This is a genomic window from Enterococcus sp. M190262 (genome assembly GCF_005843965.1).
GTDB lineage: Bacteria > Bacillota > Bacilli > Lactobacillales > Enterococcaceae > Enterococcus_D > Enterococcus_D gallinarum.
In genome coordinates this window covers 588,036-602,596 of record NZ_CP040461.1, presented here as the reverse complement: position 1 = coordinate 602,596, position 14,561 = coordinate 588,036, and the positions used below count along the sequence as shown (strand labels likewise).

14 protein-coding genes, 1 riboswitch and 2 other annotated features are annotated in these 14,561 nt (G+C 42.8%); of the genes, 12 read left to right on the top strand and 2 right to left on the bottom strand.

What is annotated here, in order from left to right:
- Positions 1-76: 76 nt before the first annotated feature.
- Positions 77-249, bottom strand: a riboswitch (Lysine riboswitch).
- Positions 250-385: 136 nt separating this feature from the next.
- Positions 386-688, bottom strand: coding sequence for a hypothetical protein (locus tag FE005_RS02640; protein WP_003128127.1), 303 nt, complete (start codon positions 686-688; stop codon positions 386-388).
- 222 nt (positions 689-910) lie between these two features.
- Between FE005_RS02640 and FE005_RS02635 the strand changes: the two genes are divergently transcribed.
- From FE005_RS02635 to FE005_RS02600, 8 genes are all read left to right on the top strand, one after another.
- Positions 911-1,609, top strand: a complete 699-nt coding sequence (locus FE005_RS02635) for an NAD-dependent protein deacylase (RefSeq protein WP_003128130.1) — start codon at positions 911-913, stop codon at positions 1,607-1,609.
- Between the two features lie 27 nt (positions 1,610-1,636).
- Positions 1,637-2,530, top strand: a complete 894-nt coding sequence (locus FE005_RS02630; protein ID WP_103300767.1) for a chorismate mutase — start codon at positions 1,637-1,639, stop codon at positions 2,528-2,530.
- Entirely contained in the window at positions 2,530-3,048 is a 519-nt protein-coding gene (locus FE005_RS02625) for a transcription repressor NadR (protein ID WP_060813229.1), read from the top strand. The genes FE005_RS02630 and FE005_RS02625 overlap by 1 nt, the downstream gene beginning before the upstream one ends.
- Positions 3,049-3,059: 11 nt before the next feature.
- Positions 3,060-3,581 (top strand): isochorismatase family protein, encoded by a 522-nt coding sequence (locus FE005_RS02620; RefSeq protein WP_003128133.1) that lies wholly within the window; start codon positions 3,060-3,062, stop codon positions 3,579-3,581.
- Between the two features lie 53 nt (positions 3,582-3,634).
- Positions 3,635-3,883: a binding site (T-box leader), on the top strand.
- 75 nt (positions 3,884-3,958) lie between these two features.
- Positions 3,959-4,197, top strand: a binding site (T-box leader).
- Between the two features lie 164 nt (positions 4,198-4,361).
- Complete coding sequence (locus FE005_RS02615) at positions 4,362-5,438, top strand: methionine ABC transporter ATP-binding protein (protein ID WP_060813227.1); 1,077 nt, start codon at positions 4,362-4,364, stop codon at positions 5,436-5,438.
- Positions 5,439-6,119 (top strand): methionine ABC transporter permease, encoded by a 681-nt coding sequence (locus FE005_RS02610; protein WP_003128135.1) that lies wholly within the window; start codon positions 5,439-5,441, stop codon positions 6,117-6,119.
- Positions 6,120-6,170: 51 nt separating this feature from the next.
- On the top strand, positions 6,171-7,004 hold the full coding sequence (locus FE005_RS02605) for a MetQ/NlpA family ABC transporter substrate-binding protein (protein ID WP_103300770.1): 834 nt from the start codon (positions 6,171-6,173) through the stop codon (positions 7,002-7,004).
- A gap of 97 nt (positions 7,005-7,101) precedes the next feature.
- A complete protein-coding gene (locus FE005_RS02600) occupies positions 7,102-8,304 on the top strand; it encodes a M20 family metallopeptidase (protein ID WP_113849123.1) in 1,203 nt (400 codons plus the stop codon).
- A 71-nt stretch (positions 8,305-8,375) separates the two neighbouring features.
- Here FE005_RS02600 and def read toward each other — a convergent pair whose 3' ends face one another.
- Positions 8,376-8,939, bottom strand: a complete 564-nt coding sequence (gene def, locus FE005_RS02595) for a peptide deformylase (protein ID WP_113849124.1) — start codon at positions 8,937-8,939, stop codon at positions 8,376-8,378.
- A 241-nt stretch (positions 8,940-9,180) separates the two neighbouring features.
- Here def and FE005_RS02590 point away from each other — a divergent pair, with 241 nt between their 5' ends.
- From FE005_RS02590 to FE005_RS02575, 4 genes are all read left to right on the top strand, one after another.
- Positions 9,181-10,254, top strand: coding sequence for a DUF871 domain-containing protein (locus tag FE005_RS02590; protein WP_060813224.1), 1,074 nt, complete (start codon positions 9,181-9,183; stop codon positions 10,252-10,254).
- A complete protein-coding gene (gene murQ, locus FE005_RS02585; RefSeq protein WP_005470111.1) occupies positions 10,241-11,143 on the top strand; it encodes an N-acetylmuramic acid 6-phosphate etherase in 903 nt (300 codons plus the stop codon). The genes FE005_RS02590 and murQ overlap by 14 nt, the downstream gene beginning before the upstream one ends.
- A gap of 13 nt (positions 11,144-11,156) precedes the next feature.
- Entirely contained in the window at positions 11,157-13,124 is a 1,968-nt protein-coding gene (locus FE005_RS02580; protein WP_113849125.1) for a glucose PTS transporter subunit IIA, read from the top strand.
- A 290-nt stretch (positions 13,125-13,414) separates the two neighbouring features.
- Positions 13,415-14,395, top strand: a complete 981-nt coding sequence (locus tag FE005_RS02575) for an LPXTG cell wall anchor domain-containing protein (protein ID WP_138371281.1) — start codon at positions 13,415-13,417, stop codon at positions 14,393-14,395.
- The last annotated feature ends 166 nt before the right edge of the window (positions 14,396-14,561 follow it).

Here is a 14,561-nt window from a genome sequence, read left to right as displayed (position 1 = left end):
AGGCAAAGGTAACAAAAAAACAGCCGTACTCCATGATTGGAAAACGGCTGTTGACAATTTCGTCGACAAACCTTTCACAAAACATAGCGCAACTTAGCCAAGCTAAGACAGTACGCAAGTTGTTCACTTGCGTCCCAACAAAATAATTCAAGCAAGAATCATTTTGTTTCGGCGATGTTCCCTAGCTCTGCTTTTGACGTGTTGCTTCACTCAGCAGGATTAATGAACCTCGCGACCTCTACCTAAATGTTAAAGGATACTCGTATTTGATTATGATACTTAATCGAGTGTAGAAGAAAAAGGTGGATTTGTCAATTCTTTTCAACAAAAAAAGCAGTCTCTTTTCTTTGGAAAAGGGAACTGCTTTTCTTTACTTTCGGCTACTTTAAGCAACTTTGGCTTTTGGTTCGCGGCCTAAGACAGCTTGAATAACTGTCAGACCTAGTAATAAGCCTAGAGCTAAATAAATGAGACTTGAGTATTGTGTAACGCCCCAGTCTTGACCTAATGTACGATAAACCAATAGAACGAGTGCTTGAATGATTGCTGTGATGACATTTAAGAAAGCAAACGCCCATAGATTTCCATTTTCTTTACGAGATAAATAGAAAATAGAGAAGTATAAGCTAACTGCCAACCAGCCGAAACTGATGATGATCATTGCCCAATAAATAATAGATGCTACCAATGTATTTCACCTCACTTTGATTCGTGAATAGTTTACCACGTTTTTTGTAGAATGTCATGAAAGAATCAATGAAATGAGCTGAAAATTCCAAGTGAAGATTTCCTTCCTGTTGAGGCTTTCTCAAGGGAAGGTTTGTGAAAAATCGCGGATGATGGTTATAAAAAATGGGGAAATTAGGTATACTATTAAAAAGTAGAACAATCACGGAAGGAGTTCAGCAAAATGTTAGTATCGATTGAAACAGCTGTCGAAAAGATTCAAGCTGCCGAGTCTATCACTTTTTTGACAGGAGCGGGCGTTTCAACCCCTTCCGGTATTCCGGATTACCGCTCTTTGAAAGGGATTTATCATGGCATTGAAGCGCCAGAATATCTGTTGAGTCATACTTGTATGGTCAGAGAGCCGGATAAATTTTATCAATTTGTCAAACATCTCTACCATCCTGAAGCAAAGCCCAATGTGATCCATCAGACGATGGCAGAGTTCGCTCAAGAACGGAACGTTTGGGTAGTCTCGCAAAACATTGATGGCCTCCATCAACAGGCGGGGAGTCAGCAGCGTATTGATTTCCACGGGACCCTTTACCGCTGTTACTGCCGTCAATGCGGTGCAGAAGTTCCTTGGCAAACCTATTTGACAGACTGGCATCATGCCGATTGCGGTGGACAGATTCGTCCAGCGATCGTCTTGTATGAAGAAGGTTTCAGCGAAGAAACAATTACTGCAGCTATCAACGCTGTTGCCAATGCACAGCTAGTGGTCGTGGTAGGCACCTCATTACAAGTCTATCCTTTTGCTGGTTTGTTGCAGTATCAAAATAGCCAGAATTGCTTGATCATCAACCAAACAATGCTTGAACAAAATACGACTCCTCAAGTTTTAGCAAGTGGGGAAACAGTTTTTGCAAAACTCTCACACTAAAATTGAAAAGGAGTATGGAGGCACATTATGACAGAACGTACAGAAAAAGAAAAAATGATTGCTGGTGAATTGTATTTTTCACCAGATCCAGAATTAGTTGCCGATCGCAAATTTGCCAGAGAACAAATGCACTTGATCAATCGGGAATCCGAACCGATGATCAAAGAACAACTGCTAAAAGAGACATTTGGTCAAGTGGCTGGCCGTATCTATATCGAACCGAATGTCCGCTTTGATTACGGCTATAATATTTCAGTTGGAAAAAATTTCTATGCCAATTATGATTGTATCTTTTTAGATGTTTGTCCCATTACCTTTGGTGATAACTGTATGCTAGCACCAAATGTTCGTCTCTTTACAGCTTCTCATCCATTGCATCCAGTCAAGCGTAATAGTGGCCTTGAGTATGGCGCACCAATTACAGTTGGCGACAATGCTTGGATCGGTGGCGGTGCAGTTATCCTTCCAGGTGTTCGTTTAGGTGATAACGTGGTCGTGGGTGCGGGAAGTGTCGTGACTAAATCGTTCCCTGATGACGTGGTGATCGCTGGAAATCCAGCTCGGATCATCAAAACCATTGAATCTGGTGAGACCATCGAAGAGATTGCAAAAGATGTCGCTCCCGCAACTAAAAGCACGACAGAAGTCGTTGCTGCTATCGATCATCAACGGGAGACGATCGATGCGATTGATCGAGAACTGACAGAATTATTAGAAAAACGCATGACAGCAGTCAGTGAAATCGTCCAATGGAAAAAACAGGAACAGACAGCAGTTCTGGATGAATCTCGGGAAGAAGCTGTTTTGAACAATGTTCGCCAGTCCGTTTCCAATAAAGCCTTCGAAGAAACGATTGTCGCAACCTTTGAGTCGATCATGGAACATTCTCGCACTTATCAAAAGAATCAATTGGAGGGATAATGATGGATGGAGCAACACGACGGGAAGCAATCATCAAGCAGCTGCAGGCCGCCGAGAAACCGATCAGTGCTAGTAAATTAGCGGGAGAGTTAGGTGTCAGCCGCCAAATCATCGTTGGTGACATTGCCTTGTTGCGAGCAGCAGGAGAGGCTATCGTGGCTACCGCTCGCGGTTACCGCTTAGAAGCTGCAAGTGAGACAGGTCATGTCAGCAAACTTGCTGTGCAACACCGTCCGGAACAAACAGAAGAAGAATTGTTGACATTTGTCTCTTGCGGAATCGAAGTGATTGATGTGATCGTTGAACATGAGATTTATGGGGAATTAACAGGGAATCTGCGGATCAAAACGGAACAAGATGTCGCAGACTTTATGCGAAAATACCAGCATTCACAAGCCCGCCTGCTTTCTGATTTGACCAATGGGATCCATCTCCATACGTTACGCTACCAAGAAGCAGCAGAGTTAGAGCAAGCAAAGCAATTGTTGGCTGATAAAGGAATCTTATACCAAAACTAAAGGAGAAGTGGATGCAAGATATTCTGATCATCGTTGATTTACAAAAAGGCGTGTGTTCAAACAATGGCACCAAACTGGATCATCTCGATTCGCTGCTGTTGTTTGCCAACCAGCGGATCCAAACTTACCGTCATGCACAACGCCCCGTTTTATTTGTGCAGCATGAGGAAGAAGAACTCGGCTACCAAACAGATGAATGGCTCTTACATCCAGATTTGGCTGTGCAAGCAACCGACTTGTTTTTGCGCAAGACTCATGCGAATAGCTTTTTCAATACCTCCTTACAGTCCTTGTTGACAAAGCACCATGTTCGCAGCATCGAATGGATCGGTGCGCAGACTGAATTTTGTATGGATGGCACGATCAAATTTGCCCATGGATTAGGGTATCAGAATGTGTTGTATCAGCAAGCAACGACTACTTATGCATCCGAAGGCTGGTCAGCTGCTGAAATCATTCATTGGTATGAGCGGATCTGGCAAGATCGCTATGCCCAGATTCTAGCATTGCCAAAAAATTCTGAAAAAAAATAGTTTTCTGATTGACAAGGTATCCTTTTTCCGGTAAAGTACATTTCAACAAGAATAACTATCCGTTGATAAGGAAAGTAATCGTAGATACTTTAAAGAGAGACTCTGGTTGGTGGAAAGAGTTAAGTCTGAAACGTTGAAAAATGGCCTTGGAGGATTGATTGACGATAAGTAGGCAATCACGGAATCTGCTCTACCGTTAAAAGGAGCACCAATCTCTTGATGGAATTTTCTTGATAGACGTTGGGTTGAGGGAAGGGAAACCTTCTGAACAAAAGGTGGTAACACGAGTGATCGTCCTTTTATCAGCAGATGCTGGTAAAAGGACTTTTTTTGTTTTCATCGATCTTTGAAAATAAAAAGCGGCATAAAAAAATAGAGTCAACACGATGAATTGGTAAGTACAAAAGGAATGTTCCTAAACAGAGAGCTTCGGTAGCTGAAAAGAAGCAGGAAACGAATTTTGGAAAATGGCCAAGGAGTGATTCGTCCCGAGCAATGATGCAAGGCGGCGACGGCAGCATCCGTTATCTTGCTAGAGTATGATCGTACTCGAAGAGGAGCTATATGTGAATATAGCTTAAACTGAGGTGGTAACACGCAAAAAGGCGTCCTCAAGCAAGCCAGTTATGGCTTGCTTGAGGACGCCTTTTTGCTGTGAATCACTGCGATTGGTCAAAGACCAGAGCAGATGATGAACAGTACTAGGCGACCGGAGGGAGTGTAGTTGATCACCCCAAAAATCAACTAGTTAATCAATCGGCGATAATAAGGAGGAAAAAAATGATTTCATTAAAGGATGTATCGGTGACATTCACACAACCAAACAAGGAAACGGTCCAAGCGGTCAAAAATGTGTCACTAGAAGTAGATAAAGGCGATGTTTATGGGATCGTCGGCTACTCCGGCGCGGGTAAAAGTACCCTGGTACGCGTAATCAATTTATTGCAGCGTCCAACGTCAGGGAGTGTCGTAGTCAATCAGACTGAATTGACCGCATTACCGGCTAAAGCATTAAGAGAAAAAAGGAAAACGATCGGAATGATCTTTCAGCATTTCAATTTGATGGATAGCCGGAATGTCTTTGACAACGTGGATTTTTCCTTGAAATATGCAGGAATCTCCAAACAGGAACGTCGTCAAAAAGTGACAGAATTGCTGTCCTTGGTTGGACTGGAAGAAAAGGCAAGGTCGTTTCCTAGTCAACTTTCAGGGGGACAAAAGCAGCGAGTCGCCATCGCACGAGCATTAGCCAACGACCCAGAGATCTTGCTCTGCGATGAGGCGACTAGCGCACTTGATCCTAAGACAACATTACAGATACTTGCATTATTGAAAAAACTCAATCGTAAATTAGGGTTGACGATCGTCATTATCACTCATGAGATGCAAGTGGTGAAAGAAATCTGTAATAAAGTCGCTGTAATGGAAAATGGCGAGATCATTGAACAAGGAAAGAGTGTTCAAATTTTTAGCCAGCCGGCAAAACCGCTGACAAAAGACTTTATTCGGACTGCTACTCATATTGATCAAGCGCTGGAAACGATTCTCGGCAGTGCGAAATTCTCCTCATTGGCTGCCAACGAATGGCTGGTGGAACTGTCTTATGTTGGGGATCAGACCAATGAACCATTGATCGCACAATTGTTTAGTCGTTATCAAGTAACGACGAATATCCTCTACGGAAACGTAGAGATTCTGCAAGATGTTCCCATCGGTAGTTTGATCGTTAGTTTATCAGGGGAATATGGGCAGCGTAAACGAGCATTAGATTTTCTCGCGGATCAAGGTGTTTACACGAATATCATTAAGCAAAATCACGCGGAACCATTGAATAACGTGATTGAAGGAGGATTTTAGATGAGCACTTTTTTTGAACGGTATTTTCCCAATGTCGTTGCTATCTCTGATGAATTTGTAGAAGCAACGATCCAAACATTATACATGACCTTTTGGACAGCACTGATTGCAGGGATTTTAGGAATCATTTTGGGCATTGTTCTTGTCGTGACCCGACCAGGAGGTATTTTGGAAAGCCGCGGATTATTTGAACTTTTGGATAAAATCATCAACATCGTACGTTCCATTCCTTTTATTATCCTATTGGCTTTGTTAGGAACGACGACTCGTTTGATCGTAGGAACAACGATTGGGGAAACAGCTGCTTTGGTTCCATTGATTGCAGGGATCATTCCTTTCTTTGCTCGTCAAATCGAAATTGCCCTATTAGAAGTTGATCCTGGGGTTATTGAAGCGGCAGAAGCAATGGGAACCAGTCCATTGGGAATTATTGTGCGGGTCTATTTACCCGAAGGGTTGGCTGGGATCATTCGCGTCTCTGCTTTAACGATCATCAATGTGATTGGACTGACCGCAATGGCTGGTGCAGTTGGTGCTGGCGGTTTAGGGAACTTGGCGATCACCCGCGGCTATAATCGTTTCCAAAACGACGTCACCATCATGGCGACACTGATCATTTTAATTTTGGTCTTTTTTAGTCAATTTGTCAGCAATCTGTTGGTTAAAAAAGTCAGCCACTAAAAAGGGCAAAAAAAACAAATAAAATTAAGTAGAAACTATTGGAGGAAGAAAATGAAAAAATTACTTAAAGCAATCGTGGTAGGTGCGGCATTATTATTTATTACTGGGTGCAGCAATAGCAATGCTGGAACAAAAGAGAAAGAAGTAACCGTCAAACTTGGAGTGATCGGTGCCGACACGGATGTTTGGGATGATGTCAAAGATCGTTTGAAAGATGAAGGTATCAACTTAGAATATGTTCAATTTTCTGATTATAATCAACCGAATGCGGCGTTGGCAGATGGTTCTATCGATATAAATTCCTTTCAACACCAGTTCTTTTTAGACAATTACAATAAAGAGTTTGGAACGGATCTTGTTTCTATCGGCAATACAGTCAATGCGCCGCTAGGAATTTATTCAGACAAGGTGAAAGATATCAAGGAATTGAAAGAAGGCGCGACAGTAGCAATTCCAAATGACGTCACCAATGGCGGCCGTGCGTTGTTGTTACTACAAAGCGCTGGCTTGATCAAAGTTGATGAAGCAGCAGGCCAGACGCCGACCGTTTCGGATATCACTGAAAACAAACAAAAGTTGAAAATCTCTGAGTTAGATGCTGCCCAAACTGCCCGCGCATTGTCAGATGTTGATATTTCAGTAATCAATAGCGGAATGGCTGTGGATGCTGGCTTTGTTCCGACAGAAGATGCGATCTTCTTAGAGCCTGTAGATGAAACGGCTCGCCCATACGTGAACATCATTGCTGCGCGTAAAGAAGATCAAGACAACGAAGTGTATCAAAAAGTTGTTGCTGCTTATCAAACGGACGAAACAAAGAAAGTTATCGAAGAAACATCGAAAGGTTCTAGCGTTCCAGCCTGGGAGACATTTGGCGCGAAGTAAAGAAGAGTATAGCAAGAATGCCTACCTTTCTGAGGCAGGAGCTGTGAGACCACTGACTATTCATACTTATTATCCATATTAAAGGGAGAGAAATCATATGACAACAACTGTAAAAACTTCTATTAAAGAATTTATCGCACAACGCTTACCGGAATACCAAGAACTAGCTTTGGATATTCATGATCATCCAGAAGTCAGCAACTATGAATTTTATTCTGCAGATGCGCTGATTGCCCAATTAGAAAAAGAAGGATTCATCGTGGAAAAAGAAGTGGCTGGTCATCGTACAGGGTTCGATGCCCGTTATCAAAGCGGCAAACCTGGACCAACATTAGCTTTTTTGGCAGAATATGATGCGCTGCCCGGCATCGGTCATGCCTGTGGGCACAATCTCTTTGGAACTTATTCTGTATTGGCTGCTAGTGCGTTGCAACCTTATGTAGATGAACTAGGAGGAGAAATCCGCGTTTATGGTACTCCTGGTGAAGAGGGGGGCGAAAATGGCTCAGCAAAGGGCAGTTTTGTGCGTGCAGGATTTTTTGAGGATGTCGATGCTGCATTGTGCGTGCATCCAGCTTATCGCTATGGCAAAACCACCGCATCTTTGGCTAATGATCCTGTCGATATCAAATTTTATGGTCGGGCATCCCATGCGGCAGCGGCACCAGAGAAAGGCATTAATGCGTTAGAGGCATTGATCCAAGTTTTTAATGGGATCAATGGGTTGCGTCTTCATTTGCCGAAAGATGTCAACATTCATGGCGTGATCACTGATGGTGGTGTGGCAGCGAACGTTGTTCCAGAATATGCAGCTGGACGTTTTTATTTACGAGCAGCCAATCGGGCGACACTAGATGAAGTCTATGAGAAAGTGGAGAATATCGTTAAAGGAGCAGCTTTAGCAACAGGAACGACTTATGAATTTGGACTCTTCCAGAATTCAGTCGACGATGTGATCGTAACACCAAGTTTTGATGAACTATTCTTTGCCCATACTCAGGAAGTTGGCGTTCCCCAAGCAGAGATCGATGTGGAAACAAAAGCAAGTTTAGGCTCTTCAGATGTAGGAAACGTCAGCCAAGTGATCCCCACGATCCAGCCAACTGTCTCAATTTCGGATGAATACATTGCTGGTCACTCCGAGGAATTTAAAGCGGCTGCTCGTAGTACCAAAGGACTGAACTCGATTGCGATCGCAGCGGAATTACTCGCATTGACTGCATTAGATCTTTATCAAAAGCCAGAATTGTTGTCTCAAATCAAAGCGGACCATCAAGCCAGCTTGGCAAAGGGAAATTAATCCTAATGAATGACAACTAAAGTAAACAAGAGCGCATTCCCACTTGGGAATGCGCTCTTGTTTGCTAATCGTTAATCGATCACTAAAATTCCTTCATTTAATGAGAAAGGATTTTTTTCATTGATGTGATCATAGAACATGACACCATTCAAATGGTCGATTTCATGTTGCACGACGATAGCTGCATAGTTCTTCAAACGAACTTTTTGCTTCTTGCCTTGCATGTCATAATAGCTGATCGTGATTCGGGCGTGACGTACGACATAGCCTGGTACTTCCCGGTCTACAGACAGACAGCCTTCGCCTTCACCTAAACATGCCTCTTGTACGGAGTGGCTTAAGATTTTAGGATTGTACAACACATCTTTAAATTCAGGTTCTGGATTTTCAGGATCGCTACTAGGAACTAAAACAGCAGTGATTCTTTTAGAAATATCTAGTTGAGGTGCTGCTAAACCGACTCCGCCTCGTAAATTCAATTCTTCGGCTTTCACTGGGTCTTGGCTATTTTCTAGAAACTCCATCATGTCTTTCCCTAATAGAATGTCCGCTTCACTTAATGGAAAGGGGACTTCTTTTGCTACTTCCCGCAAAGTTGGGTTGCCTTCGCGAATAATATCATCCATTGTAATCATTGATGATGTGATTCCTCCTACTATGTAAAAATTACGCGCTCGTTGACTCCTTATAAAGTGTACCACAACTAATGGCCGAACCGCATTAGAAAGTTTAAGGGACAACTTTTTCTTAAAAAATACACCGTTATGAAATTATATTTCTTTTTATAATTATATATTATGAAATATAGTTGCAAAAACAAACAGGCCGTTGTATAATCATTTTGTAGAAAACGGTACCAGCAAGGAGGAATCAACAATGTTTGGGTTTTCAGTATTTATGAATGCCGATTTGACTACCACAGACATCGATGCCATCGAAGAAATGGCGCTTCAAGGTTTTTCTGGGATTTTTACATCCATGCATATACCAGAAGATGATGCCGCCAGTTATCGCCAACGATTGACAACACTTGGTGAAATAGCAAAAAAGAATCGGTTGTCATTAATGGTAGATATTTCAGGAGAGGCATTGGCTAAAGCAGGATTTTCCTATAAAGAGTTAAATGAACTGACGGATCGGGGAGTCACTGGGCTGCGAATGGATTACGCGATCGACAATCAGACCATTGCTCAATTATCTCGTAAAATAACTATTAGTTTAAATGCGAGTACATTGACTGAAAAAGATATTAACGAGTTGAACACCTATCAGGCAGATTTTTCTAATCTAGAGGCGTGGCACAATTACTATCCGCGTCCGGAGACGGGATTAGACAAAGAATGGTTTCAGGCCAAAAATCAGTGGTTGAAACAACAAGGTTTTCTTGTACAGGCCTTTGTTGCTGGGGATGCGAATAAAAGAGGTCCTCTTTACCAAGGATTGCCGACACTGGAAGCGCATCGCAGCATGAGCCCCTTCGCAGCAGCACTGGAGTTGTTGAGGGATTGTGCCGTTGATGCTGTCTACATTGGTGATGGTATCGTGACCCCTGCTTCTTTGAAGCAATTCAGTTCTTATCTAGCCGATCAGACCGTCCTTCTTCGCACAAAGGATATTGGTTCTGCCTATTATCAACATATTTTAGGAGAGCATGAGAACCGGCAAGATGAGGCAAGAGATGTGATTCGCAGTGCAAATGCCCGATTTGCTGAAGTCCCATTGATTTCCCCAGAAACTGCTCAAAAACGGGTTGTCGGAGCTGTGACTATCGATAATCAAGATTACTTGCGCTATATGGGGGAAATCCAAATTTGTAAGCGAATCCTGCCCGCAGATGACAAAGTCAATGTCGCTGCGCAAGTGATTGAAGAAGATCTACCCTTGCTCCAACAAATCAAAGCAGGAATGCGATTCAAAATAGAAAGAGATGAGAGAAATGACAATGATTAATTTAGAAAACTTAACGACTGAAAGACGAAATCAAGCAACATTTGGTTTGGATGAAATGACTGTGGCAGAGGCTTGTCAGAAAATGAATGCCGAAGATCAGAAAGTTGCTCAATCCGTTGAAAAGGAATTGCCAAGCATTGAAAAAGTAATTCAGCAAACGATTCAATCTTTCAAAAAAGGGGGACGATTGATCTATCTCGGTGCTGGTACCAGCGGACGACTAGGAGTTTTAGATGCCGCTGAATGTGTCCCTACTTTTGGGGTCTCACCGGATATGGTGATCGGTTTGATTGCTGGCGGTGAAGAAGCAATGACTGTAGCGGTTGAGGGGGCAGAAGATTCTGTTGAATTAGGGCGTCAAGACTTGATTGACCTGAAGCTGACGGAAAATGATATGGTCATTGGGATCGCAGCTAGCGGCCGCACACCTTATGTCATTGGAGCACTAGACTATGCAAATGAAATCGGGGCTACCACAGGAACGATCGCCTGCAACAAACAAGCAGAAATTTCAAAACATGCCAGCTTCCCGATCGAAGTGGATTGCGGACCAGAATTTCTGACAGGTTCTACCCGATTGAAATCAGGGACTGCTCAAAAATTGATTTTGAACATGATTTCCACGATTTCGATGGTAGGCATCGGAAAAGTGTACAATAATTTAATGGTCGATGTTAAACCAACGAACGACAAACTTGTTGAACGGGCCAAGAGAATCATCATGCAAGCTACCGAAGCAGATTATGAAACGGCGGCGGACTACTTTGAAAAAGCCGATCAAAATGTGAAGTTAGCGATCGTTATGCTGCTTACCAATAGTGAAAAAGAAGAAGCTGCTGCAAAGCTGGTACAATCAGAAGGGTTCGTTAAAGGAACGTTAGAAGGATAGGAGGAAAAAATCAATGGCAAAAGAAGAACTGACAGTTACACAACTAGCAGAAAAAATATTTCAAGAATCAGGCGGTATCGAGAATGTTGCCTCTGTCACTCATTGTATGACTCGAGTACGGATGACGATCCGTGATCACAACAAGGTCAGCAAGCAAGGGTTACAAAACATTCCCGGAGTCTTAGGAGTAGTGGACGATGAACAACTGCAAGTGATCATCGGTCCTGGAAAAGTCAATAAAGTAGCAAATGCCATGGCAGCACAAGCGGGTGTTGATCTAGGGCAAGAAATTCCTGCGGCAGCCACCAGTGGAAAAGAGGCTGTGAATGCGAAAGCAGCAGAAATGAAAGCTGCTCAAAAAGCGAAACAAAAACAATCACCAATCAAGTCATTATTGAAAGATATTTCGAATATTTTTGTCCCAATGATCCCAGCGTTTGTCGGTGCTGGTCTCGTTGCTGGTATTGCTTCTGTTATGACGAACTTGATCACTGCAGGAAAAATCGATGGCGACACGTGGAATTATTATGTCATGATTTTAAATATCTTAAAAAACGGGATGTTTTCTTATTTAGTGATCTTCACAGGTGTCAATGCAGCTCAAGTATTTAAAGCGAACCCAACGCTAGGTGGTGTCATTGGGTCGGTCGTCTTATTGACTGGAATGAATCCAGAAGCCCCAATCACCAACCTCTTTACAGGAGATCCTCTGGCAGCTGGACAAGGAGGGATCATCGGTGTAATCTTTGCAGTCTGGTTGCTGGCTAAACTGGAAACTGTTTTGCACCGAGTGATTCCTGAAGCCATTGATATCATCGTTACCCCAACTTTGTGTTTGTTAGCGATCGGTTTGGCAGAGATCTTTTTGATCATGCCATTAGCTGGGTTTATTTCAGACAGTTTGGTTGGCTCAATTAATTGGGTATTAAATGTCGGCGGCGCATTCTCTGGTTTTGTTCTCGGAGCAACCTTCTTGCCAATGGTCATGTTTGGTCTACATCAAATCTTGACACCGATCCACATTCAAATGATCGAAGCAACTGGCAGCACACAGTTATTGCCAATCTTAGCAATGGCTGGCGCTGGTCAAGTAGGGGCGGCATTAGCCCTATGGATTCGTCTGCGAAAAGATAAAGAACTTTCTGAAATGATCAAAGGCGCTTTGCCAGTAGGGATTTTAGGTATTGGAGAACCATTGATCTACGGTGTAACACTGCCATTAGGCCGACCATTTATTACGGCATGTATCGGAGGCGGAATCGGTGGGGCGGTTATCGGCGCATTGTCGAATATCGGCGCTACCGCCATTGGACCTTCTGGAGTAGCTTTGATTCCGTTGATTGCAAACGGTCATTGGTTAGGCTATGTCTTTGGTTTATTAGCAGGATATGCAGGTGGCTTTGTGGCTACTTACTTCTTTGGGATTCCTAAAGACCGTTTAGCTGCTGTCAATGCTGTTGATGAAGAAGTACCGGCGGCTACTTCAACGACGGCTACAACACCAGCAACGTCTGCAGCACCTGAAACCATTGAACTATATGCAGTTGCTGAAGGAACCGTTCATGCGATTACAGAGTCAAAGGATCCTGTTTTTTCTCAAAAAATGATGGGTGACGGATATTATGTAGCTCCTGCAAATGGAAAAATCTATGCACCAGCTGCAGGAACTGTAACAACGATCTTCCCAACCAAACATGCCATTGGAATCACGACACCAAATGGACTTGAGATTCTGCTGCATATGGGTGTCGATACCGTTGAGCTACAAGGCAAGCCTTTCAATATCCTCGTCCAAGAAGGGCAACAAGTGACTGCCGCTACACAAGTTGCTGAAGTTGATCTGGCAGAATTGGCAGCTAGCAATAAAGCAACTGATATGCTTGTGGTACTCACCAACATGGAACAAGTTATCTCAGAAACCATGACTGCTAAAGGAACAGTCACAAGTGCTAGTCCTGTGATGACTGTACAAGTCAAATAAGTAAAAAACAGCTAGATCCGAATGGTACAATTTTTTCTACCCATGTGTCATTCGGTGATTAAGAACGCTTCGTCCCGTACTGCTGAATGATGATCTCGTTAATGCTTCTGTTAATGTGAATCATCTGAAGTGGTTCGGGATTTTTTGTTAGGGAAGAAGCGGAGTGCATCGGAAGACATTGAATATCTTTTAAATTTCTTAAGGAAGTGCCTTTTTACATTGCGGATAATTTACTATTGTGTTACATTCGTGTTACAAAGAAAGCCTGAGAATCCTGAGGAGGTAGAGGAATGAAAAAGAGTATCTGGTTCATGAGCTGTCTATTATTTTTACCAATTACTGCCATTGCAGAGGAAACAACGGACTCATCAGAAACGATTCAATCTACGCAATCAACTGAAGAAATCATTTCGACAGAAGCGACGGTTTCGAATACTGAAATGGAATCAACCGCTGACACTGCACAAAGTAGTGAATCCGTGACGACACAGCCCGAGGATGTGGTAGAAGCCATTGTCGCTCAAACAGGCGTTCAAGCAAGTCCTGAGTCAGAAACCATTACAGAACAAAGTGATTTGCGCTCTGCTTTTACTAGAGGCATCACTGATGGAAGTGTGACAGCTTTCACGCAAGATGAGTTGGATCAATTGACCGATCAGCAATTAAAAGATGCAGAGACATTAGCATTACGATATAGCCAAGATGTGATGGGAATGGATATCGGCTATTTTGCTCGGATCGTTCGTGCTCTTTTTATCGATCATCTCTTATCTTGGGAGAAGATTGAACCGCAGCTAGCCTTTGATCCAAGCAGCTATTCTTCTTTTGCAGCGTTGATTCCAGAACTGGATCGCTTAAAAACATATCTGCAAGTTGTTTACCCAACAAATGGTGTTTATATTTCTCCGGAACAGCCAATTTCAGATGAATGGTTGACATCGATTTTGTCACACTTAGACGAAGAAGTAGCTGCCAGTGGTTCAGAAACATTGTTTCCAGGTCGGATTGGGTGGATCATTTACGCTGTGAACCAAGGTCATTATCTCCCAGCAGCTTCTGAAGTAACGGGGAATACCGAATCTTCTGATACGTCTGCTGCCAACACTTCGTCGGAACAAACAACAACTAGCAAAACAGAAGCAGCTAGTGCTACTTCGGACAGTCGAGCATTGCCAAAAACGGGAGAGACCGTCAATTGGTTTTTGCCAGTCGTTGGAGTCGTTTTGTTAGTCGGAGTAGGCTGTGTCCTGTGGGTTAGAAAGAAAAAATAGACGTTATTTAAAATCGAAAAACGGCTGTTGTGCAGTGGCTTCCTTTCTTAAGGAATAGCCGCTGCTTTTTTTGTTTTCAGAAAAAGACAATGGATCTATTTTCAATGAAATGAAATCACTAAGCGAATTTCCTTTTTATAAAGAAAATGACTTTCATAAAATATTC

Coding starts and splice junctions, on each gene's coding strand:
- FE005_RS02620 (WP_003128133.1), top strand. CDS start 3,060: ATGCAAGATATTCTGATCATCGTTGATTTACAAAAAGGCGTGTGTTCA.
- FE005_RS02615 (WP_060813227.1), top strand. CDS start 4,362: ATGATTTCATTAAAGGATGTATCGGTGACATTCACACAACCAAACAAG.
- def (WP_113849124.1), bottom strand. CDS start 8,939: ATGATTACAATGGATGATATTATTCGCGAAGGCAACCCAACTTTGCGG.
- FE005_RS02580 (WP_113849125.1), top strand. CDS start 11,157: ATGGCAAAAGAAGAACTGACAGTTACACAACTAGCAGAAAAAATATTT.
- FE005_RS02635 (WP_003128130.1), top strand. CDS start 911: ATGTTAGTATCGATTGAAACAGCTGTCGAAAAGATTCAAGCTGCCGAG.
- FE005_RS02600 (WP_113849123.1), top strand. CDS start 7,102: ATGACAACAACTGTAAAAACTTCTATTAAAGAATTTATCGCACAACGC.
- murQ (WP_005470111.1), top strand. CDS start 10,241: ATGACAATGATTAATTTAGAAAACTTAACGACTGAAAGACGAAATCAA.
- FE005_RS02630 (WP_103300767.1), top strand. CDS start 1,637: ATGACAGAACGTACAGAAAAAGAAAAAATGATTGCTGGTGAATTGTAT.
- FE005_RS02575 (WP_138371281.1), top strand. CDS start 13,415: ATGAAAAAGAGTATCTGGTTCATGAGCTGTCTATTATTTTTACCAATT.
- FE005_RS02590 (WP_060813224.1), top strand. CDS start 9,181: ATGTTTGGGTTTTCAGTATTTATGAATGCCGATTTGACTACCACAGAC.
- FE005_RS02605 (WP_103300770.1), top strand. CDS start 6,171: ATGAAAAAATTACTTAAAGCAATCGTGGTAGGTGCGGCATTATTATTT.
- FE005_RS02625 (WP_060813229.1), top strand. CDS start 2,530: ATGATGGATGGAGCAACACGACGGGAAGCAATCATCAAGCAGCTGCAG.
- FE005_RS02610 (WP_003128135.1), top strand. CDS start 5,439: ATGAGCACTTTTTTTGAACGGTATTTTCCCAATGTCGTTGCTATCTCT.